General features: G+C 53.7%; 16 protein-coding genes and 3 pseudogenes. 11 read left to right on the top strand and 8 right to left on the bottom strand.

The features are described 5' to 3' along the window. The first annotated feature begins 204 nt into the window (after positions 1–204). The 4 genes and pseudogenes from ACHHV8_RS17710 (at position 205) to ACHHV8_RS17695 (ending at position 4,926) form a co-directional block, all read left to right on the top strand. Positions 205–1,374, top strand: coding sequence for an MFS transporter (locus ACHHV8_RS17710; protein WP_395160135.1), 1,170 nt, complete (start codon positions 205–207; stop codon positions 1,372–1,374). A gap of 194 nt (positions 1,375–1,568) precedes the next feature. Then, positions 1,569–2,519, top strand: a complete 951-nt coding sequence (locus tag ACHHV8_RS17705; protein WP_395160133.1) for a phytanoyl-CoA dioxygenase family protein — start codon at positions 1,569–1,571, stop codon at positions 2,517–2,519. After that, complete coding sequence (locus ACHHV8_RS17700; RefSeq protein ID WP_395160131.1) at positions 2,452–2,985, top strand: HEAT repeat domain-containing protein; 534 nt, start codon at positions 2,452–2,454, stop codon at positions 2,983–2,985. The genes ACHHV8_RS17705 and ACHHV8_RS17700 overlap by 68 nt, the downstream gene beginning before the upstream one ends. A gap of 372 nt (positions 2,986–3,357) precedes the next feature. Beyond that, positions 3,358–4,926, top strand: a pseudogene (locus ACHHV8_RS17695) (IS1182 family transposase). A 116-nt stretch (positions 4,927–5,042) separates the two neighbouring features. Here ACHHV8_RS17695 and ACHHV8_RS17690 read toward each other — a convergent pair. Further along, positions 5,043–5,792: a YheC/YheD family protein gene (locus tag ACHHV8_RS17690; RefSeq protein ID WP_395160129.1), complete on the bottom strand. Its 750-nt coding sequence runs from the start codon at positions 5,790–5,792 to the stop codon at positions 5,043–5,045. Positions 5,793–6,144: 352 nt separating this feature from the next. Between ACHHV8_RS17690 and ACHHV8_RS17685 the strand changes: the two are divergent. Next, a pseudogene (locus tag ACHHV8_RS17685) lies at positions 6,145–7,529 on the top strand (protoporphyrinogen oxidase). A 134-nt stretch (positions 7,530–7,663) separates the two neighbouring features. Here ACHHV8_RS17685 and ACHHV8_RS17680 read toward each other — a convergent pair. After that, complete coding sequence (locus ACHHV8_RS17680; RefSeq protein ID WP_395160127.1) at positions 7,664–8,548, bottom strand: LysR family transcriptional regulator; 885 nt, start codon at positions 8,546–8,548, stop codon at positions 7,664–7,666. A 139-nt stretch (positions 8,549–8,687) separates the two neighbouring features. On the opposite strand from ACHHV8_RS17680, the pseudogene ACHHV8_RS17675 reads away from it, so the two are divergent. The 4 genes and pseudogenes from ACHHV8_RS17675 to ACHHV8_RS17660 all read left to right on the top strand — a co-directional run bounded on the left by ACHHV8_RS17675 (position 8,688) and on the right by ACHHV8_RS17660 (position 11,360). Then, a pseudogene (locus ACHHV8_RS17675) lies at positions 8,688–9,430 on the top strand (SDR family NAD(P)-dependent oxidoreductase). A 244-nt stretch (positions 9,431–9,674) separates the two neighbouring features. After that, positions 9,675–9,866 (top strand): MarR family winged helix-turn-helix transcriptional regulator, encoded by a 192-nt coding sequence (locus ACHHV8_RS17670; RefSeq protein ID WP_395160125.1) that lies wholly within the window; start codon positions 9,675–9,677, stop codon positions 9,864–9,866. Positions 9,867–9,915: 49 nt separating this feature from the next. Beyond that, positions 9,916–10,125 carry a hypothetical protein gene (locus ACHHV8_RS17665; protein ID WP_395160123.1) on the top strand — a complete coding sequence of 70 codons (210 nt, stop codon included), beginning with the start codon at positions 9,916–9,918 and terminating at the stop codon, positions 10,123–10,125. Positions 10,126–10,136: 11 nt separating this feature from the next. Then, positions 10,137–11,360, top strand: coding sequence for an MFS transporter (locus tag ACHHV8_RS17660; protein ID WP_395160121.1), 1,224 nt, complete (start codon positions 10,137–10,139; stop codon positions 11,358–11,360). A gap of 161 nt (positions 11,361–11,521) precedes the next feature. Here the strand turns inward: ACHHV8_RS17660 and ACHHV8_RS17655 are convergent, their stop codons facing one another. After that, a complete protein-coding gene (locus ACHHV8_RS17655) occupies positions 11,522–12,412 on the bottom strand; it encodes a LysR family transcriptional regulator (RefSeq protein WP_395160119.1) in 891 nt (296 codons plus the stop codon). A 152-nt stretch (positions 12,413–12,564) separates the two neighbouring features. On the opposite strand from ACHHV8_RS17655, the gene ACHHV8_RS17650 reads away from it, so the two are divergent. Next, positions 12,565–13,461: a DMT family transporter gene (locus tag ACHHV8_RS17650; protein ID WP_395160117.1), complete on the top strand. Its 897-nt coding sequence runs from the start codon at positions 12,565–12,567 to the stop codon at positions 13,459–13,461. Positions 13,462–13,574: 113 nt separating this feature from the next. Here ACHHV8_RS17650 and ACHHV8_RS17645 read toward each other — a convergent pair whose 3' ends face one another. The 5 genes from ACHHV8_RS17645 to ACHHV8_RS17625 all read right to left on the bottom strand — a co-directional run bounded on the left by ACHHV8_RS17645 (position 13,575) and on the right by ACHHV8_RS17625 (position 18,721). After that, positions 13,575–13,751, bottom strand: a complete 177-nt coding sequence (locus tag ACHHV8_RS17645) for a hypothetical protein (RefSeq protein ID WP_395160115.1) — start codon at positions 13,749–13,751, stop codon at positions 13,575–13,577. Positions 13,752–13,831: 80 nt separating this feature from the next. Further along, complete coding sequence (locus tag ACHHV8_RS17640; protein ID WP_395160113.1) at positions 13,832–15,307, bottom strand: sulfatase family protein; 1,476 nt, start codon at positions 15,305–15,307, stop codon at positions 13,832–13,834. Between the two features lie 60 nt (positions 15,308–15,367). Next, complete coding sequence (locus ACHHV8_RS17635; protein ID WP_395160111.1) at positions 15,368–16,228, bottom strand: carbohydrate ABC transporter permease; 861 nt, start codon at positions 16,226–16,228, stop codon at positions 15,368–15,370. Beyond that, positions 16,225–17,193 (bottom strand): carbohydrate ABC transporter permease, encoded by a 969-nt coding sequence (locus ACHHV8_RS17630; RefSeq protein WP_395160109.1) that lies wholly within the window; start codon positions 17,191–17,193, stop codon positions 16,225–16,227. The genes ACHHV8_RS17635 and ACHHV8_RS17630 overlap by 4 nt, the downstream gene beginning before the upstream one ends. Positions 17,194–17,218: 25 nt before the next feature. Continuing rightward, positions 17,219–18,721, bottom strand: a complete 1,503-nt coding sequence (locus ACHHV8_RS17625) for an ABC transporter substrate-binding protein (RefSeq protein WP_395160107.1) — start codon at positions 18,719–18,721, stop codon at positions 17,219–17,221. A gap of 250 nt (positions 18,722–18,971) precedes the next feature. On the opposite strand from ACHHV8_RS17625, the gene ACHHV8_RS17620 reads away from it, so the two are divergent. Continuing rightward, positions 18,972–19,763 carry a helix-turn-helix domain-containing protein gene (locus tag ACHHV8_RS17620; RefSeq protein WP_395160105.1) on the top strand — a complete coding sequence of 264 codons (792 nt, stop codon included), beginning with the start codon at positions 18,972–18,974 and terminating at the stop codon, positions 19,761–19,763. Positions 19,764–19,866: the final 103 nt, after the last annotated feature.

The following is a 19,866-nucleotide window of genomic DNA, read 5'->3' as shown; positions in this document are numbered from 1 at the left end:
CTTACTAAAAATTAGTTGGTCAAAATTTCAGGACAATATCCAAATGAATTGCCTTCTTACATTATGTTAGCAGACCCCATATAATGTCAATCAAGCGGAACCGATGCATGCATAGAGGATTGCCAGACGTGGCGCTCCCCGCGTCCTCCTAGCGAGGCATTGAACTGAATATATGAGTACAGGTGCGAAAGGAAGGAAGATACGATGAAGCGTTTAACCTTATATTTGCTGGCGCTGGGGGCGTTCTTGACGGGGGGTGCGGAGCTTGTGGTAGGAGGTATATTAAATGTCATTGCTGAGGATCTGAACCTGTCCGTCGGTCTGGCGGGCCAGCTCATCACAGCCTATTCCGTCGCGTTTGCGATAGGAACTCCTGTTATTATCTCATTGACTTCGCGCTTGCCGAGAAAACAAATATTGACGGCTGCTCTGGCTGTTTTCATTGCAGGCTGTCTGGCTTCATATGTAAGCTCGGGGTTGGGGCTGCTGATCTTTTCACGGATCGTTCTGGGCATGAGCGCAGGCGTCTTTCTTGTCGCGGCGATCAGCTCCATTGCCAAGCTCGTACCGGCTGAAGAGACCGGCCGGGCGATCAGCCTGATCGCGCTTGGCTTTGGCAGCGCCATGGCGCTGGGCGTGCCCCTGGGCATAGCTATTACGGAGTGGCGGGGCTGGCAGACGATCTTTGCGGTGCTCGGCCTCCTCAGCATACTGGTGCTGCTGGGACTGCTGCGCCTGCTGCCGGAGATCGAAGGCGACGCTCCTGCAGGATTTAAAGAGCAGTTTGCCGTGCTGCGCCATCCGGTTATCGTTACCGGGCTGCTGGTTACCTTTTTTCTGAACATGAGCAACTCCATCGTTCTGACGTATTTAACGCCGTTATTGCAGTCAGTGCTCCATCTGACAACCGCGGAGGTAGGGCTGACGATGCTCGCGCTGGGATTCATAGGCATACTGGGCTCCCGCGCCGGAGGCATCGGAGTAGACCGGTGGGGGAGTGTACGGATGATTGCAGCGACGCTTATGCTGTCCTTTCTGTCGTTAAGTCTGGTACCGATGCTGGTTGCTCCGGTATGGGCGGCCCTAGCCTTGATCATGCTGTGGATCGCTTCGACATTTATGAATGCGCCGCCGCTTCAAATGTACTTTATCCAACAGGCTCCCCATGCGAGCAATCTGGTGCTTGGCATGAATACTTCCGTTATTCATCTCGGATTGGCGCTCGGAGCCGGTCTCGGAGGCGCGGCGGCGAATACCGCAGGTACGGTTCTATATCATCCGTGGATGGCGGGAGGCGGAATGCTGCTTGCTTTGTTGTCAGCGCTGGCCTCGTTTGCGGTCGTCAGAAGAAGGGAAACGGGGACTGCAGCTTGAGGCCGCCCGGTGCGAGGTAGACGCGGTGACGCTTGCTTCTATCCGGCAGCTGATAATGGCCTTCATTATGGCATGATTTGGTCTATAAATGCTTACTTTTGTGCAAATTTGAATTAGCTTTCTCCATATGCTCTGCCTTCCTGAATCTGTATAATTTGGAGCATCACCACAATTCATTTAGGAGGTAGAGCCGCATGGGCCGCGAAGTTCCTGTATTGCTGACCGACGAACAAATGAGAACGTTTATTACGGAAGGGTTTCTGATTCTCCAGACGGACTTCTCCGAGGAGTTTCATCAAAGATTGACCGAGCAGCTGAACCAGGTGTATGACCAAGAGGGGAACCCGGGCAATAATCTGCTGCCGCGAATCCGCGATCTGCAAAAGGTATTCGATCATCCGATCGTGACCGGAGCTTTGACCAGCGTGCTGGGACCCAACTATTTAATGCATACCCACAGACACGGACATTTCAACGCATCGCCGAAAGCCGGCGGTTGGCATAAAGACAGCTATTGGGGCTATAAAAAAATGCGCAACCACCATCCGTGGTGGGCGATGGTTATGTACTTCCCGCAGGATACGCCGGTGGAGCTGGGCCCGACGGGCGTGATGCCGGGTACGCAAAATTACGAGACCCGCGTCTTCGAATCCGACGAAGCGGAAGGGGAAGCGGTAGCCAGCGGTAAAGCAGGCACCTTCGCCTTGATCCATTACGATATTTGGCACCGCTCCACGCCGAACATTCTTGGCAAGCCGCGCTTTATGCTGAAATTCGAGTTTATGCGTACGCAAGCGCCGACGGCTCCAAGCTGGGATTGCGTAGACCGCGAGTGGAGGCAGCCGGCCTCGTTCAGCACGAAGATCGCTGAGCATGACAACATGTGGAAGGACACATGGAATTGGCTGTCCGGACAAGTAGGCAGCTTGGCTGACACGGCTGCCGCAGATGCCGCTCAGGTGCAGGCCGCCGCGGCGCAGCTGGAAGACGCTTTCGAGCCGAACGCGATCAACGCCGCGTATGGGCTTGCAGCCATGGGCGAAGCCGGGGTACAGGCACTGCTGCAGGGGCTGCGCCATGAGAACGTCAAGGTGTCCAAGACAGCGGCTTACGGCTTGTCGGCGGCCTGGAACCGGAGCGGTTGACGGACTTGCCGCGGCGCTCTCCGACGAGCGGACCGAGACGGTTGTTCATGCGGCCTTTGCGCTTGGGGAGCTGGGGCAGCAGGCCGCCTCGACCGTTCCCAAGCTTGCCGCGCTGCTTGACCAAGCGGCCGAGCCGGTCATCCGTTATACGGTGACCGAAGCGCTGGGAATGATCGGAGCGCCGAACGATCCTGTCGTAAGCCATCTGATCCGCTGCTTGAAGGATGAGGATGCACAGGTACGGTTTACCGCCGGCTTGGCGCTCTGCCGGATAGGAGCAGCCGCCGATGCCGCCGTGCCAGCACTTGCCGAGGCGCTGGAGGACGAAAACCGTTACGTTCGAGGGCATGCCGCCGAGGCGCTGCATTATATCGGAACGGATGCTGCGAAGAATGTGCTTATCGAGTTTTTGCTGAATTCGCGCTGGTGCCCGACAACGACGCCGGAGAGCACTTTTTATCCATGAGTCCAAGCCGGATTTCCTGATGCATATCAGGGAATGACGGATGGACCTAGGCAGAAATGGTAGCTGCCGGCCGATACGGACTTATTCTCTTTAGAGGACTGCGATGCCGATGCATTGCAGTCTTTTTTTGCCTTTAAGCTGCATGATCACCGCTATAATACTTCAGCTTTAGAGATGGAGGCCGCGCGCCAGGCCCCAGACCCCATTCCTTCTAGCACGCTGGTGCAGGCATACGCACCTAAACGAATTGGAGGGTGTCCCATAAGTCATTAAATGACTGAGGGACGCCCTCTCATTTTGTACAACAAAAAGAAACCTACCTTTGGTAAAATGGAAGTACCACCCACCATTCACATAAAGGAGAGGTTTCTTTTGTACATTCAATATACCATGGATCAACTTTGCCTGCCAATGGATTTAGAAGAGGACATTCCAGCAAACCACCTCGTTCGCGTTGTAAACACTGCCGTCAATCGTCTCGACGACGCTATCTTCGACGCCGCTTACCCCGGAGGCGGACGAGATAGCTATCACCCCAAGATGTTAACCAAAGTCATCATTTATGCCTACACACAACGCATCTACTCCTCTCGCCAGATTGCCAAGGCTGTCCGTGAAAACATCATGTTTATGTGGATCGCAGGCAGGCAGCGCCCAGACTTTCGTACCATCAACCGCTTTCGTTCGGAACGAATGAAAACTGTACTGGAGACTGTGTTTACGGCCGTTCTTCAATTCCTCGCAGAGGAGAACTATGTGCAGTTGGAGCATTACTTTGTGGACGGCACGAAGATCGAAGCCAATGCCAACCGCTATACGTTTGTTTGGGGAAAGGCTGTCGTGAAGCACAAGGCCAAGCTCCAGGAGAAAGTCCAGACCTTGTTCGCCGCCATTGAAGAAGCTGAGAGGCAAGAAGAAGGAGCACATGAGGGCAGGGATCTTCACGAGCTGGGAGAGTCATCTGCCATCACAAGTGAAAAGCTGGAACATGCCGTCAAGCAGTTGGAAGAGCGCCTGCAGGAGAAGCCTAAAGATAAACCGCTAAAGAAGGCGGTGCGTGCGCTCCGCAAGGACTTGCTTCCGCGGCTCCAAAAGTATGAGACACATGAGATCATCTTAGGAAATCGAAACAGCTACAGCAAAACGGACCATGACGCCACATTTATGCGAATGAAAGAAGACCACATGCGAAATGGCCAGCTCAAGCCGGGTTACAACGTACAGATTGGCACTGAAAATCAATTCATTCTCGGCTACAGCGTTCACCAGCGGCCGACCGATACGCGCTGCCTCATCCCTCATCTGGAGAAAATAAAATCACAGTTCGGCAAGCTGCCACACACCGTCATCGCTGATGCGGGCTATGGCGGTGAGGAGAATTATGACTATTTGGAGCAGAACAAAGTCGAAGCCATTGTAAAGTACAGCACGTACCATCGCGAAAAAAGCAAGGCATGGCAAAAGGACATCAGTAAGATCGACAACTGAACCTACAACAGCGAGCAAGACACGTGGACATGCGCAGCCGGACAACCGCTCCATTTTCGTCGGGTAAGTAAGGAAAAAACAGAAAGTGGGTATGAAATCGAACACAGGCATTACCGAAGCACCAGCTGTGAGGAATGCCCGCTGAAACCACAGTGTACGAAGGCCCAAGGTAACCGTGAGATCAAAGTCAGCATGAAGTATTTGCGGCTAAAGGGCCAAGCAAGGCAAAAGCTCCGCAGTGAAGAGGGTTATGCCCTGGCAGTGAGGCGCATGATCGAGCCGGAGCCTGTGTTTGGTGATATGAAAAACAACAGAGGATTTAGAAGATTTCTGCTTCGTGGCTTACCAAAAGTAAGTCTGGAGGTCGGGTGGCTTTCCCTTGCCCACAATCTACTTAAGAAAGCTGCAATAGATACCAAAAACCAAGGAGCTAAGCGAGAACAGATCGCATAGCTCCTTGGTTTTTTCGAATGTCATCTTATTTTGTTCCAGAGGGTGTCTCCAAATTTACTTTTGGGACACCCTCTTTTTACGCGGCTTGCCGGGAGAGGCGCCAAAGCAGCCGAACATCATCTTCTCCGCTTCTTCCTGTTCGCCTTCACATAACGCATGACTCTGCGGAATACCTTTTGGTCCGGAAGCTGTTTGAATATATAAGGATCCGGCGACGTGTTAGCCTCCAATATCCACGGATGAAACGTTTGGTCGATACCGATATCGACGCCGATTTGGCGAAGACCCTTAAATTTGCTTTGCAGCTTCTTGGCCGCATGCAAGCTGAGCCGCTTAAGTATGGACTTATACCGCATCCGCTGGGTGCGGGTTAAATAGGGTTTAAGCAGGAGCTCGATAGGCAGCGGTGTGCCTTGGCTGTGATAATTAGTCACAACCCTTTGCGGATGAGCCAGCCTTCCGATAATGCCGGTAGCCTTCCAGGGCTTGGTCGCCGTTCGCTGCACCATCACTCTCACATCAAAGGGCCGTTTATCCCATTTCAATAAAGGAATGCCTTTCTGAACAAGATAGGCTTTCTTCAGCTTCTTCCGATTCATGGCAGCGTAAAGCTTGCGGAGGGAAGTATATTTCCGCCTTTGTTTCTCGTAGTGGTACTCATAGCGAACGGAGCGATTGTTCTCCTTGATCCGTGCCCGCATTACCCCTAGTCCGAAGGAGCCGTGAACCGGCTTGACATAGACCATGTCATATTTACGGAGCATACGGCTAAACACAGGGAAGCTCCAGCGTCTCGTTTCCGGAATGTACGGTTGAAGCTTTTTGCTGCGCAGTAGCACGGCTGTCTTGGTTCGATTTGCTCCCAAGCGTTCGCACGGATCTCCTCTTCTTGGTTGACATAGCAGCTCTCCTTTTGTTTTGCGGATCGGATGGAATTAAGTAACGATTTCTCCTAATGTATTCAGCCGCGGAAGGGAGAAGGAAGGGCGGATGCCTAAGGATAAGCTGCAGCCTGTGAAAAAAATAAGTGCTGCTCACCGCTGTAATCGCTTAAAAAATGTCGGATGTATGAAAATTGTCTATTTTACAAGCGGGAAGTGACTTTAATCATGGTTATCGAAGCCTGGCAAACGCTATAATACAATTATGACATGCACTGTTAATTTAACGGGCTAAGATCAAGCACAGGATATTTATTCATTGGGCAGGTGGAACGCATTGAAAACCATTGTCATTATCGGCGGAGGCATCACCGGATTGTCTGCAGCATATTACCTTCAAAAATCGTTAAAAACGATGGAAAAGCAGGCCAAGCTTATTCTGATTGAAGCGGATGACCGTCTGGGGGAAAATCAGAACGGTGCAGTCGGGGGACTGGATTATGGAAACCGGAGCCGATTCGATTGTTACCCGCAAAACGAATGTCGCCCCGCTGCTCGACGAGCTGGGCATGCAGGAGCAGGTAGTCTATAACGCGACCGGCATCTCGTTTATTCATACGGAAGGGGAGCTGAAGCAGATTCCGAAGGATGCCGTCTTCGGCATCCCGCTCAGCCTGGAATCGTTAGCCTCGACCAACCTCGTTTCTGCGCAGGGCAAGGTCGACGCGCTGAAGGACTTTTACACACCGAACGAGACGTTTACCAAGGAAGATTCGATCGGCGCGTTTCTGGAGCATTTTCTCGGCAGCGAGCTGGTGGAGAAGCAAATATCGCCGGTACTGTCCGGCGTTTACTCGGGGGAGCTGCAGGATTTGACCATCGCTTCCACGCTCCCGTATTTGCTGGATTATAAAAACGAATACGGCAGCATCATTCAGGGCTTAGCCGAAAATAAAAAGAAATTCCAGGGCAGCGGCGATAAAAAGTTTATGTCGTTCGAGCAGGGGATGTCCTCGCTGATCGACAGGCTGGAGGAACGGCTGACGGCAACGGATATCTATAAAGGCGTGCGCGCCGAAAGCGTCCGTAAGGATTACGGGAGGTACCGGGTCGCTCTGTCCAACGGGGAGACGGTCGAAGCGGATTTCGTCGTGCTGAGCACACTGCATCCCGTAGCGCAGCGGCTGCTGCAGGACAAGCAGCTGGATGAGGCATTCGATCAGCTGAAGAACCGTTCGCTGACCAGCATTTATATGGGATACGATATTCCCGACAGCCGTCTGCCCAAGGATGGCACAGGGTTCATTACCGCCCCGGGCAGCGATCTGAGGTGCAACGCCTGTACCTGAACCAGCCGCAAGTGGGAGCATACGTCCGGGCGCAAGCGGCTGCTTGTCCGACTCTTTTATAAGAACACCGGGCCGGAGTATGAAGCTCTGCGGTCTCTGAGCGAAGAGGAGCTGATGGAGGTCGGACGACGGGATGTCGAGGCGGCGCTCGGGATTACGGAACCAGCCGGTGTCGGTCGAGGTTACACGGTGGGATGAAACGATGCCTAACTATCATCTGAAGCACCCGCAGCTGGTTAAAGATTTGGAGACGAGGCTGGGAGCTGCGTACCCCAACGTCTTGCTGGCCGGATGCTCCTACTATGGCGTAGGCATTCCGGATTGTATTCTGAACGGGGAACATACTGCCGCGAAGATTGCGGAGATGCTTTGAAGCATTTTTTTGAAATTTTTGTCCCAAAAATCGAATTCGCCAGGCAGCCGGCCAATGCTAGCTGCCTGGTTTTATTATGTCCGGATTAACGGCCGAACGGATATGGGAAAATGGGCCGCTTCGCGCTGTGAGCGTCATTCAGACCTAAAATGCTCCTGGAGGCGGCGGTACAGCCTGGCCCCGGCCTGCTTCAAAGGATAGTCCGAAGCCTTACAGATCAGGCCGCACGTCATGTCGATCGGACGTCCTTTCACGGGCCGGATGATCGTCCCTGCAGGAGCGGGCGAAAGCCCGACTCTGGGTACCAGCGCGATGCCAAGGCCGCTTTGAACGTAATACTGCAGCGCGGCCATGCTGCCAATCTCCATCGTATCCATCGGAGTCCGGCCCGACTCCTGCAGTACCAGCTCCAGCTTCTTACGGTAGGGACAGCTTTCGGAAGTGATCAGCAAGCGATAATCGCGCATGTCTTTCGGCGCGACGGCTTCGAGCTTCTCCAGCGGGTGCCCTTCGGGAAGCAGCAGCACGAACTGCTCGGTAAACAGGGGCTCGAAATAAAGCCCGGCCCCCAGCTCCGGGGCGGAAGCAAGGGCAAGATCCAGCTCGCCGCTGAGTATGCGTTCGCATAATACGGCTGTGCTGCCGATATCGACCGATACCCGAATGCGGGGAAATTCGCTGACAAACGGCTGTAAAATGCCCGGCAGCCGATAGCTGGCAGCCGGCTCGGTAACGCCGAGCCGGACATGGCCGGCTTCGCCTGCCTGCATGTCGGCCATACGCGTCTGCAGCTGCTGCAGGTCATGCAGAATCGGAAGGCTCTGCTCGTAGAATAACCGGCCGGCTTCGGTCAGCCTAAGATGCTTGCCCCGTTCGATCAGCTGAACTCCGACTTCGGCTTCCAGCTTCTGGATCTGCATCGTAATAGTGGATTGGGCATAGCTCAGCTCCTCTGCAGCCTTATGGAAGCTGCCGCAGGCAACGATGGTTTGAAATGTTTTTAATGTTTTTACATCCATAGGGGGTCTTTTCCCTTCATATTATCAGTTCAAAAAAATTGAATATATCGATTCATTAATTCAATTATACAAAATGAATTGTACGGATTAAACTAAAAACAGGCAAGCAGAACACGAATAAGGAGAGGAGAAGCGGAGTATGAACAATCAGGTGAAAGCGGCGTTGGTTACAGGAGGAGGAACGGGGATCGGGAGGGCCGTATGCTTGGAGCTGGCTCGAAGAGGGGCCGCCGTCGCGGTGAACTACTCGCGTTCCCGTACAGAAGCGGAAGAGACGGCGGAGCTGATCCGAAGCCGGGGCGGTCAAGCGATGACCGTCCGGGCGGACGTGTCGCAGGACCGGGAAGGTCCAGGGAGATGGCGGACCGGGTAGCGAAGCAATTCGGCACGATCGATTGGCTGGTGAATAACGCCAGCATTACGCGCCATCTGCCGCTGGACGATCTGGAAGGAGCCGAGGAAGCGATATGGGATGAGCTGTATGCGGTGAACGTCAAAGGCATGTTTTACTGCGCTCGCGCCGCAGCCCCATGGATGAAAGCCGCAGGTGAAGGGGCCATTGTGAATGTCGGCAGCATTGCCGGGATCACCGGATTGGGCTCCTCGATGCCGTATGCGGTGTCCAAAGCCGCGGTGCACGGCTTGACCAAATCGCTGGCGCGTGCGCTCGCCCCGCACATTCGCGTCAGCTGCGTGGCGCCGGGCGCCGTCGCAACCCGCTGGTGGGATGGCCGGGAGGAGCAGATGCACCGGCTGGCCGGGCACTTGCCTCTGCAGCGCGTTTCTACGCCGGAGGATATAGCGGAGATGATTTGCGCGGCGCTGGAGCAGAAAGCCTTAACCGGTCAAGTGCTGACGATTGACAGCGGACAGACGATGTAAGAGCTTCAGGGGGAAATCCTCGGGCTTGTTTGACTCCTTGTTTATATAGCGGACACGATATTACAATTTGGGCACGCCTCGCCGGCGTGTTTTTTCTTGTATAAAAAAGCTTGAAAACATGTGAAAAATCCGCAAAAAAATGCGGCCAATCGGTTGTAAGCATCCGTAGGCTCCGGTTGACATTTTTAATTGCATTCATTATAGTTGTTGTAGCAATCATTTGGGCGGAAAGGAAAGGTGACTTATGAAAACAATGGACAATGGGCTGGAGCTTTCCATTGGTTTTCAAATGGGCGTGACGTACCGCAAGCTGTCGAACGTGCTTCATACCCGGTTAAGGGAGCACGAGATCACCCCTGAGCAGTGGTCAGTGCTGTACCAGGTATGCAGAGAGGACGGTCTCATCCAGAAGGAGCTGGCCGAGCGGTCCGGGTAACCGGCCGACGACGACCCGTATCCTCGATCAGCTGGAGGGGAAAGGGTATGTGTACCGGAAGGCGGGCGAAGCGGACCGGCGTTCTTTTCTCGTGTTTATTACCGAGAAAGGAAAGGATTTGATTGATGTGACGCTGCCGATCGAGAAGCAGCTGATCCAGGACATCAAGCAATGCATGAGCGCGGAGGAATATGAGCTTTTCATGAAGCTCCTTGCCCGAATCAATACCCGCGTCGGCGAATTAACGGATAGAGAGTAGGACGAAGAAATATGACGAATGTAGATCAACCGGCGAAGCTTTGGACGAAATCGTTTATTTGTTTGACGATCGGTTCTTTTTTATTGTTTTTGAATTTGCAGATGCTGCTGTCTTCCTTTCCCGCCTATGTAAAAGGGATGTTTCATGCGGGCGACTTAACCGTGAGCCTGGTGACAAGCGTGTTCGCTTTGTCCGCTATTGCGACCCGGTTTTTAACAGCCGCGCTGATCCGGAAGGTTCATCGCGACGTGCTTTTGTTCATAGGCCTGGCACTTGCCGCGCTCATGACCTTGTTCTATATATGGGCAAGCTCGATCGGTTCGCTGCTGGCCATGAGGGTTGGCTACGGGATCGGGTTCGGGATGGGAAGCACCTTGATTCCGACGCTCGTTTCGCAGATTATTCCCGGCAGACGTATGGGAGAAGGCATCGGTTATTTCGGTCTTTCTACCAGTCTGGCCATGTCTATCGGCCCGATGATCGGCTTGAATATGATGAAGCAGCACGGCTTCAATACTTTGGCTGTGACCGGAACGATTACGGCGCTCCTGATTTTTCCGATTCTGATTTTGTCGCGCTCAATTCCGCCCCGGCCGCTGCAAGCGCAGGCGGGAGTCTCGGCCGCAGCCTCCGGGGGCAAGCAGCGCTTTAACGTCAAGCTGGTATTCCCGGCATTGCTGAATGTGCTGCTGTCGATTACCTATAGCGGACTGCTCAGCTTTATCGCTTTGTTCGGCCAATCGGTTCATCTGGAGCAGGTCGGACTGTTCTTCCTGTTTAATGCGATCACCATTATCATCATCCGGCCGATTTCGGGCCGCGTATTCGATCAGCGGGGCCATGCCTCCGTGCTGATTCCTGCCGCTGTCTGCGTAGTCGCCAGCATGGTCGTGCTTTCTTTTGCAGTGTCGCTTCCGCTTCTGATTGTTTCGGCGCTGCTGTACGGACTTGGCTTCGGGGCCATCCAGCCCACGATTCAGGCCTGGATGCTTCGATCGTCTCCTAAGGAGCAGCACAGTATGGCTAACAGCATGTTCTATAACTCGACGGATCTTGGCGTTGCGCTGGGCGCAATGATCCTCGGAGCCATTTCCTCGGTGACCGGCTATGCCGTGATGTACCGCTTCTCCGCAGGCTTTATGCTTGCTTTCCTTATTGTGTTTATTTCGGTGCATTTTATAACCTCGAAGCGGACGCCGAAGGCTGCGCAGCCGCAGTCCCCAAGCGTATCTTGACCCGGACTGATAGGCTGATCCAACTAGGAAACAGCGATGGAGTCAGCCCTCGCCCGCAAGGAAGCACAAGACGCCTCCAAAACCACGAAATCAGTGGCGCTGGAGGCGTTTTTTCATGGAACCGTTTGGACAGGAGTGCAGACTGTTGACTGCTGACTTCCTTACAGATTGGACGGAAGAGGCGCTTGTTTAGTGCTGTCCAAATGAGGAAGCGTCTGAATAAATGCCTGCAGAGCGCTGCTTTGAAAAGAACCTTTGCGTGTAACGAACTCCGTATTCATATAACGGAACGGCTCGGGAATGACATGCGCATGCAAGGAGCCTTCGGCTTCATGCTTTTGAATGACCGCCTTCGGCATCAGGGAGACGCCGAGGCCTGCGGAGACGCCGCCGATGATGGCCTCCAGCGTGCCGAACTCCATCACCAGGGAATGCGTCAGGCCGCTGGACAGCATCCACCGCTGCAAAATTTCCCTATAAGAGCAGCCGGTGCTGAAAACAAGAATCGGCTTGGTCAGCGCCTCCTCAAGACGATGGACAGACGCGGCCGAGATGAGCATCAGCTCTTCCCTGAAAGCTGTGACGGACTGCAGCTCGGGATGATCGCAGGGGCAGCCGATGAAGGCTCCGTCGAGCTCGTATTGCAGCACCTTTTCCATTAATTCCTGCGAATGTCCGGTGAGCAGGGAAAGATGCACCTCGGGATGCCTGCTGTAATAGGAAGCCAGCAGCTTGGGCAGCCGGACCGCCGCGCAGGTCTGTGTCGAGCCGATGGTCAGGGGCCCTCGGGGTTCGCTGGCACTTGAGACGGCAAGGGTGGCCTCATCCAGCAGGCCGACGATTTTATCCGCATAGGCCAGCAGCGTCTTGCCGCTGGAGGAGAGAGTCATACCGCGGTTGTGGCGGTAGAACAGCACCGTGCCGAGCTCCGACTCCAGCTGCTGAATGCGGGCGGTGACATTGGATTGAACATAGCCGAGCCGGGAAGCGGCTCTCGTAATCGAGCCTTCCCGGGCAACGGCTTGAAATACGCGCAGATCGGAGCTTTCCATACGATATACCTCCTTGGAGCGGACAAGCGATGCAAGCCGCAAAAGCTTGATATCATTTTGGATGATTGAAAGTATCATTTATAATCATTATACATAAAACCAAACCTCCACTACAATAAGAGCATCAACAAAGAGAGTGGAGGAATAGAGAGATGAATACCTTCAAGTATGCAGCTTTAATCTTGATTACTACTTTTATTATGGGGATCGCATTCCCCGTCGGGAAGCTCGGACTGCAGTACGCGCCGCCCTTCCTGCTAATGGGCATCCGCTATATTCTGGCGGGCGGTCTGCTCGCGGTCATGACGGCAAAAAGACCGAGACCACGGGGAGGGAAGCAGTGGGGGCAGGCGGCCGTGATCGGCTTGTTTCAGTCGGCCGGAGTGATGGGCTGTGTGTATTACAGCATGCGCTGGATTACCTCCAGCGAGTCTGCGATCATTACGTTTATGAATCCCCTGCTTGTTATCGTGCTTGGGACGCTGCTGACCGGAGCGGCATACCGCCGCAGCCAATGGCTTGGCGTCATTGTAGGCTTTATCGGCGTCGTTTTTACGTTCGGCTTCCATCTAAGGCTTCAGCCGGGAACGTTCATTTGCTTCGCCGGGGCGGTCTGCTTCGCCGCTGCAACGCTGCTGATCAAGCGGTGGGGCTTCGCCTTTGACAGAACGGTGCTGGCGGCCTACCAGATGCTGGCCGGAGGGATTGCCCTGCTGGTTCTGAGCGCTGCGGCGGAGAAACCGTATTGGGTCATTACGGCGGAATCCATAACCATCATACTGATTCTGGCGGTTGTGTGCTCCATTATTCAGTTTACGATCTGGTTTTATCTGCTTCATCATGGCGACCCGGCGAAAACCAGCTCTTTCTTATTCCTCGCCCCGTTCTTCGGGGTACTGTCCAGCTGGCTTCTGCTGGGGGAGCAGGTGCAATGGTATGTGGGTGTGGGAGGCATCCTGATATGCGCAGGCATTTTCCTTGTCAATTGGGAAGGGAAGAAGGCAGGCAGGCTCCAAATGCAGAGGCCGTCGGCTGCAGCGGAGAGATAAAGCAGGGCGCGATTCGCCTCTCCGGGGCAGAGAAAGAGAAACCGTGTTGAAGCAAAAAAAGAGGATGCTCCTCTTATCGAGAGAGCGTCCTCTTTGCATCGCCTTCGCGTCAGCTATTCGGCATTGTCCTGCCGATCGGTACTGATGACTGCGCAGCCGCCGGGATAACCGTCATTCTGCATAGTTTCCTCAAGATGCTCCCGCATCTCTTCGTCACCGGGGAGATCGGCTGTAAGCTTGGCGGCAGGCTCGCGAAATTGGACGAAGCCCTTAGGCTTGGACTCGGTCACAAAGCATCTTCCTTCCGTTTATATCGGTATGGTCATACCTGCCTATTATTTCGATAATGAAGGAATTTAAACAAATTAGGTCATGCAAATTCTCTCGGATGCCGCTTCTTCAGCTCTTCGATGCCGTAGTCTCGCCCTGTTTCCTCGAGCCGCTTTACATAGTCCTTCAGGAAGCCTTTGGCATGGAACGGCCCACCTTCTTTGATCACCGTCCACAGCGGATCGACGTCGAAAGGCATGGACTGCATCATCTCATCGTGCCATTCATTTAAATAATAGACCGCATCCTTGCAGACGCCGCGTTCCTCGGCTGCGAGGTTATGCTGCTCATAAGGGTCCTGCCGAAGATTGAACAGCATCTCTTTATCGAACAAATGGTAGCCGTCATGATATGACCGGACATAGAGCCAATCGCCGAACCGGACGCTGCGCTGGCACACATGCGCGCATTGCGAAATGACCAGGTAGTCTCTGCCGCAATCGGCGCCGGTTTGCAGAGCCGGCGCGTAGCTTTGCCCGTCCCAGCTCGGGTAAGCGGGGGAGCCGAGCAGCTCCGCCAAGGTTGGACCCAAATCCAAGTGGTAATGCAGACCGTGGTCCACATGGTTCTGCTGGAGTCCAGGCCAGCGGATTATCATCGGAATGCGGCAGGTGCCTTGATCCGCCGTCGCATGCTCTCCGTAGATGCCGAGCTCGCCCATATTTTCGCCGTGGTCGGCGGTAATGATGACAATCAGATCGTCCATGACGCCTTGAGCCTTCAGCTCCTGGAACAACCGGCCGATATGCTCATCCATATAACGGATACCCATATCGTAGCCGTCGATCATCTGCCGCAAGCTTTGCCGGTCGGTAATCTCTCCGGGATGGCGGGGGTATTGCGGCAGGGTGCGGTTGTCGTACATATTAATTTCGCTCGCGCTGTGCGGCCCGATTTTCTGCTTATGCGCCTCCAGCACTTCATCCGTAATCCACTCCGGAAGGGGCTCCTGCTCGAACGGGTTGGGGAAATCCGCGGGTGTCCGGTAAGGCGTGTGCGGATCCCAGTAGTTGATATACAAGAACCAGTTATCCTCCTGCGCATGCTGGCGAATCCACTGCAGCGCGACCGGCGTCACTTCCTCGGCGTATTCCATCCCGCCTTTGCCGGTGTTGTGCATTTCGTTGAAGCCTGCGTAGAACGTCCAGGAAGAATGACGTTCTGCAAAAGGGCTGATCAGCGCGGTCTTCATCCCGGCAGCGCGGAAAATCCCTGGAAGACACTCTTTGTTCAGCCGGTCGCGGAAAGCGCGCTCGCTGCCATCGTGGCGAACATCGGCGGCGGTGCCGCCGTGGCCGACTACGCCGTTATGAATGCCGAAACGGCCCGTCATCAGCGCCGTGCGGGAAGGAAAGCACGGAGCGTCGGACGTGTAATAATTCGTAAAGCGGACGCCTTCCTTGGCGATAGCGTCAATGTTCGGGGAGGTGTTCCGGTGATAGCCGTAGCAGCCCAGATGATCCGGCCGGGTGGAGTCCAGATCCAGCAGCAGCACTCTTGTTTTATTTGATTTCATGCAGCATTCTCCTTTGGCGGTTTAGTTTATTGTTTAATGATGCAGCACTCCGATAGGCGGCTAACCTTTTACCGCTCCGGCCATTCCGTCGACGAAGTAGCGCTGCAGCAGCAGGAAGACGACAATAATAGGGACAAGCGCGATCGTTCCTCCCGCCGCAATGCCGGTCCAGTCCACGATATTTTCACCGCGAAGAGCGTACAAGCCGACCGCCAGGGTGCGCAGATCCGGATTGCTGAGCGTCAACACGAGAGGGAGCAGGAAGGAATTCCACGTCCAAATGAACTGCATGATGACCGCGCTGCCGACAATCGGCTTGGACAAGGGGAGCATAATATGAATGAACGTTCTCAGAAAGCCGCAGCCGTCCATAATCGCCGCTTCCTCCAGCTCCTTCGGCACCTGGCGGAAAAAGCCGGCGAACAGGAGGACGAAGACGATATGTCCGCCTCCCGATTCCGCCAGAATGATACCGCTGAGCGAGTTCATCAGCCCCAGCCGCTTGATCAGCTCGAAGATCGGAATAATGGAGAACTCGAGCGGAACGAACATGCTGGCGGCCAGCACCGTTACGACGAGCCGCTTTCCTTTAAACGCATACCGGCCGAGCGCATAGCCGCACGTGGACGTAATAAACAGCACGATGATAATAACCGCAGTAGTAATGACGATGGAGTTTAGAAAATAACGGTCAAAATGTCCTGCGTCCCATGCCCTCGCAAAATTGGAGAAGTCCAGCGAAGAAGGGATCAGGCTGAGCCCCTTGGAGAAAAATTCATCCTGGTTCTTGAAGGAGGCCGAGATCATCCATAGAAACGGGTAGATCCATATGAATGCAATGGCTATAAGCAGAACGTGAAGCAGCATGCCGGGAATCGACTTGGCTCGGCTTCCGAACGATTTCACCCGAACGGTGCTCATGAGATTCGCCCTCCTTTGCCTGATTTATTGATTCTGCCGTTGATCCATGCCTGAAGAATAGCTATCAGGACGATGGTGAAGGCGAAGAAGATGCCGGCTGCCGAAGCGTAGCCCATCCGGGGCAGACCCATTTCACTTGAGAACGCGTACCTGTAAATATAGGTAGAGACGACATCTGTGGCATAGAACGGACCGCCTTCCGTCATCGTCTTGATCAAATCGAACACTTTCAGCGACCCGGCAATGTTGAGCAGCAGGATGACCAGCCCGATCGGCGCGATCTGCGGAACAGTAATGTAGATAAAGGTACGCAGGCTGTTGGCGCCGTCGACTCGGGCCGCTTCGTACAGCTCCCGGGGGACGGTCTGCAGTCCGGCGAGCCAGTAGATCATGTTCATCCCGAGGTTTTTCCATACGTAGATGATGATGACGGTAAACATCGCCCAGTTTGCGTCACCCAGCCAATTGACGGGGGTCTTCAGGATGCCGGCGGAGGTCAGCAGGAAGTTGACGGCACCGTCGGAGCCCCAGATGTAGACCATAATAATTCCGACGATCGAGGCGGTTGTGACGACCGGAATAAAATACAGCGTCCGGTAGACGGTTGCTCCTCTCAGCTTCGGATTGTTCAGCACGAGCGCAATGAATAAGGCCAGCAGCAGGAGCAGGGGAACCGAGCCGAGCATAAACTTGAAGCTGTTGGCGTAGGCCTTCCAGAAATACATATCGTGTATGATATCTTTAAAATTTTGCAATCCGACGTATTGGATGTCCGAGCTTAGGCCGAACCAGTCATGCAGCGCATAGTACCAGTTAATAACAATCGGCCACCCCTGGAACATCGCGTAAAAGATCAGGTTCGGCGCGATAAACAGCCAGCACCAGCCTTGGACCGAGCGGAGGCGCTTCTTCCTCGTCCCCGCAGCGGCTGTGCCCGGTTCCTGCGTTAAAACGGCATTCTCCATAGCTTTCCCTCCTGACTCGGCGCGGTTACTTCAGCGCTTTGTAATCCTCCGAGGTGTAATTCTTCATCGGATCCCAGTTCGGGAACTCAAAATCGGCGCCGGACACCTTGGCTCCTTTGCCTTTGGCGGCTTCGACCGCGCTGTTCCAGGCTGTGCCAAGCTGCTTGGAATATTGGGCCAGCGCTTCCTTCTCATCCTTCATGGCCCCTGCAACGACGGCGGATAAGATTTCACCGGCATCGGGATGGACATCTTTAAATTCCGAGAAAACCGCTGCGGTATCCGGGTTTCTTACGCTTGGATCGGGAATCATGCGGCCGTAATTCTGAACGATATCGTAATAAGCCTTCAACTGGGGGGCTTTGGCGTATTTCTCGTTAACGCCTTTGACCACGGAAAAGGAATCGCCGGATTCGACCCGCTTCGGCTGGAAGAAGTCGCCCCCATAAAATTCCTTCAAATAGAGCGCCGCTTCCTTCGGATGCTTGGAATTGGCGGACAGTCCGATCCAGGCGCCGCTGCTCGTCACCGGTATGGAGCCTTTGCGCCCGCTTTCCGGCAGTGGAGGAGCCATGACGCCGTATTCCAGCTTGGGATTATCTTTATTCCATACGCCTACGTTCCAAGCTCCCTGAATAATAAAGCCGGCCTGATCCTGTGCGAACAATGCGCGCGCTTCGGGCGCGGAGATACTCATGGTCTTGGGATGAAAGCTGCCGTCCTTGGCCAAGCCCTTGAACAATCCGAATACGTCCAGCACGGCCTGGGAATCGTACGTCGGTTGTTTGGTTGCGAGGCTGACGGGAGAGTTGCCGTTCAAGCCGCTGCCGCCGAGCGAGGACCATTCTCTGAGCGTGGAAAGCCATCGGTTGCTCTGCTTGCCGCCTTCGATAATGCCGTAATATTTGCCCTTGCCCGCAGCGGTAATTTTCTGCGCGTAGTCGCGGAATTCGGCGTAGGTGGCCGGAGGCTTCTCCGGATCGAGGCCGGCTTCGCGGAACAGCTTTTTGTTATAAAATACGAGCGTGCTGGGAAGGGACATCGCCTCGGGGATCGAGTAAATTTTACCGTCGACCATGGTCGTGCCGTTTTGAAACGTGCCGTCAATGAACTGATTCTTAAATGCGTCGTCGATATAAGGGTCGAGCGGCTGAAACCATTTATCCTTTACGAGCGTGGATAGCTTCATGCCTGTCGGTACGGGAAACAAGTCCGGGGCGTCGTTCGTTTTTACAGCTGTAATGACAGTGTTCTTGAACTGGTCCACGGTCAGCTGGGTATACTCAATCTTGATGTTCGGGTATTTCTCCATAAACTTCTTGTGAAATTCATCCCGAAGCGATTTGACGCTGTCGCTCCAATCCATGACCCGAAGTACGACCTGGCCGTTATCGGCTCCCTTGCTGTCCGAAGATGTATTCCCTTTGGCATTGTCGCTGCCAGCAGGTGCGGCAGGGGAGCAGGCGCTCATTTGAATCAGGCTTAATACAGCTAGCAGCTGCGTAAAGGTACGCAGTCCAGGTTTCATAGGCAGTGCCTCCTTATAAAATGGTATTTCGCGAAATCGCTTACATATCAGTCTGATAAGGTAAATTATAGGTAAACCTCCAGATACAGTCCATGTACAATTCAAAGATTGGATGTATAAAACTATTTCGTAAAATGATAAAAAGATGTACAAATCAAGGATGTATGCCATAATAAAATGTATAATATTACGTGTACCTATAGCCGAACCGGTGAGTTGGTAACGGTATCATTACAGAGAGGGCGACACCATGCTCAGCATCTATTCCGCATTTTTTGACAACTTGATTCCTAATTGGAGAAATCAGCTGGATGTTATTCAGCATCATATTCTCGTGCTGGTTACGCAGGGGAAAGTACGGTATTACTTGAACGGACAGCCGCTCATGGTAGAAGAGGGAGAGCTGCTGCTGATTCCGCAGGGAACGAGCCGGATGGCGGAGAACGGGAATGAAGAGCCGCATCAGAAATATACGGTTTTGTTTAACTACTTTTATCACAGCGCGCTGAATGAGAACGAAATTCCTTTTCTGGCGAACGGACGCCTGCTCCACTCGAAAATCCGCAATTTTGAATACATGAAGCAGCGTTTCATTCACCTATACCGCGAATATATGGAAAATAAGCCTTTTGCCGAGCTGATCCGGCTGGGTATTCTTCAGGAGCTGCTGGCTATAGCCGGAAGGGAGGCCGAAGCGGCGGATGTTTCCCCGATCAAGCTGAAGCTTGCCAAGACGATTCAGCAGTATATTCTTGAGCATTACCGGAGCCAGGTACAGATTGAGCAGCTGGCCGAAATGATTCAGCGTTCGCCCAACTATACGATTTCCTTATTTAAAGAGGTGAACGGTCAATCTCCGATTCAATATATGCACCAGCTGCGGATAATGGAGGCACGCAATCTCATTGTGAACCCCGGTATGACGATCAGTGAAATTTCCCACTATTTGGGATATTATGATACGTCTTATTTTTTTAAAATGTTCAAAAAGTTTACTTCGCTGTCGCCTACCGCGTTTTTGGCGCGGGGAGGGATGCTGTGAGTCCGGACAGGGCATAGGAAAAAACCGCCCGGCAGTCAGCGGCTGCTGCTCCGGTGCGGCTTGAGGGTTATCCATGAAGGGAAATACAATTACTATGAACGAT

It is taken from the genome of Paenibacillus sp. TAB_01 (assembly GCF_043945595.1).
Classification (GTDB): Bacteria; Bacillota; Bacilli; order Paenibacillales; family NBRC-103111; genus Paenibacillus_S.
The sequence above is the reverse complement of the archived record's forward strand: the minus strand, read 5'-3'. Positions and strand labels throughout refer to the sequence as shown.

What these genes read in the sequence shown, in the direction of transcription:
- ACHHV8_RS17670 (WP_395160125.1), top strand. Translation starts at nt 9,675, where the DNA reads ATGAAAACAATGGACAATGGGCTGGAGCTTTCCATTGGTTTTCAAATG.
- ACHHV8_RS17640 (WP_395160113.1), bottom strand. Translation starts at nt 15,307, where the DNA reads ATGAAATCAAATAAAACAAGAGTGCTGCTGCTGGATCTGGACTCCACC.
- ACHHV8_RS17700 (WP_395160131.1), top strand. Translation starts at nt 2,452, where the DNA reads ATGAGAACGTCAAGGTGTCCAAGACAGCGGCTTACGGCTTGTCGGCGG.
- ACHHV8_RS17680 (WP_395160127.1), bottom strand. Translation starts at nt 8,548, where the DNA reads ATGGATGTAAAAACATTAAAAACATTTCAAACCATCGTTGCCTGCGGC.
- ACHHV8_RS17655 (WP_395160119.1), bottom strand. Translation starts at nt 12,412, where the DNA reads ATGGAAAGCTCCGATCTGCGCGTATTTCAAGCCGTTGCCCGGGAAGGC.
- ACHHV8_RS17705 (WP_395160133.1), top strand. Translation starts at nt 1,569, where the DNA reads ATGGGCCGCGAAGTTCCTGTATTGCTGACCGACGAACAAATGAGAACG.
- ACHHV8_RS17635 (WP_395160111.1), bottom strand. Translation starts at nt 16,228, where the DNA reads ATGAGCACCGTTCGGGTGAAATCGTTCGGAAGCCGAGCCAAGTCGATT.
- ACHHV8_RS17630 (WP_395160109.1), bottom strand. Translation starts at nt 17,193, where the DNA reads ATGGAGAATGCCGTTTTAACGCAGGAACCGGGCACAGCCGCTGCGGGG.
- ACHHV8_RS17660 (WP_395160121.1), top strand. Translation starts at nt 10,137, where the DNA reads ATGACGAATGTAGATCAACCGGCGAAGCTTTGGACGAAATCGTTTATT.
- ACHHV8_RS17710 (WP_395160135.1), top strand. Translation starts at nt 205, where the DNA reads ATGAAGCGTTTAACCTTATATTTGCTGGCGCTGGGGGCGTTCTTGACG.
- ACHHV8_RS17650 (WP_395160117.1), top strand. Translation starts at nt 12,565, where the DNA reads ATGAATACCTTCAAGTATGCAGCTTTAATCTTGATTACTACTTTTATT.
- ACHHV8_RS17625 (WP_395160107.1), bottom strand. Translation starts at nt 18,721, where the DNA reads ATGAAACCTGGACTGCGTACCTTTACGCAGCTGCTAGCTGTATTAAGC.
- ACHHV8_RS17620 (WP_395160105.1), top strand. Translation starts at nt 18,972, where the DNA reads ATGCTCAGCATCTATTCCGCATTTTTTGACAACTTGATTCCTAATTGG.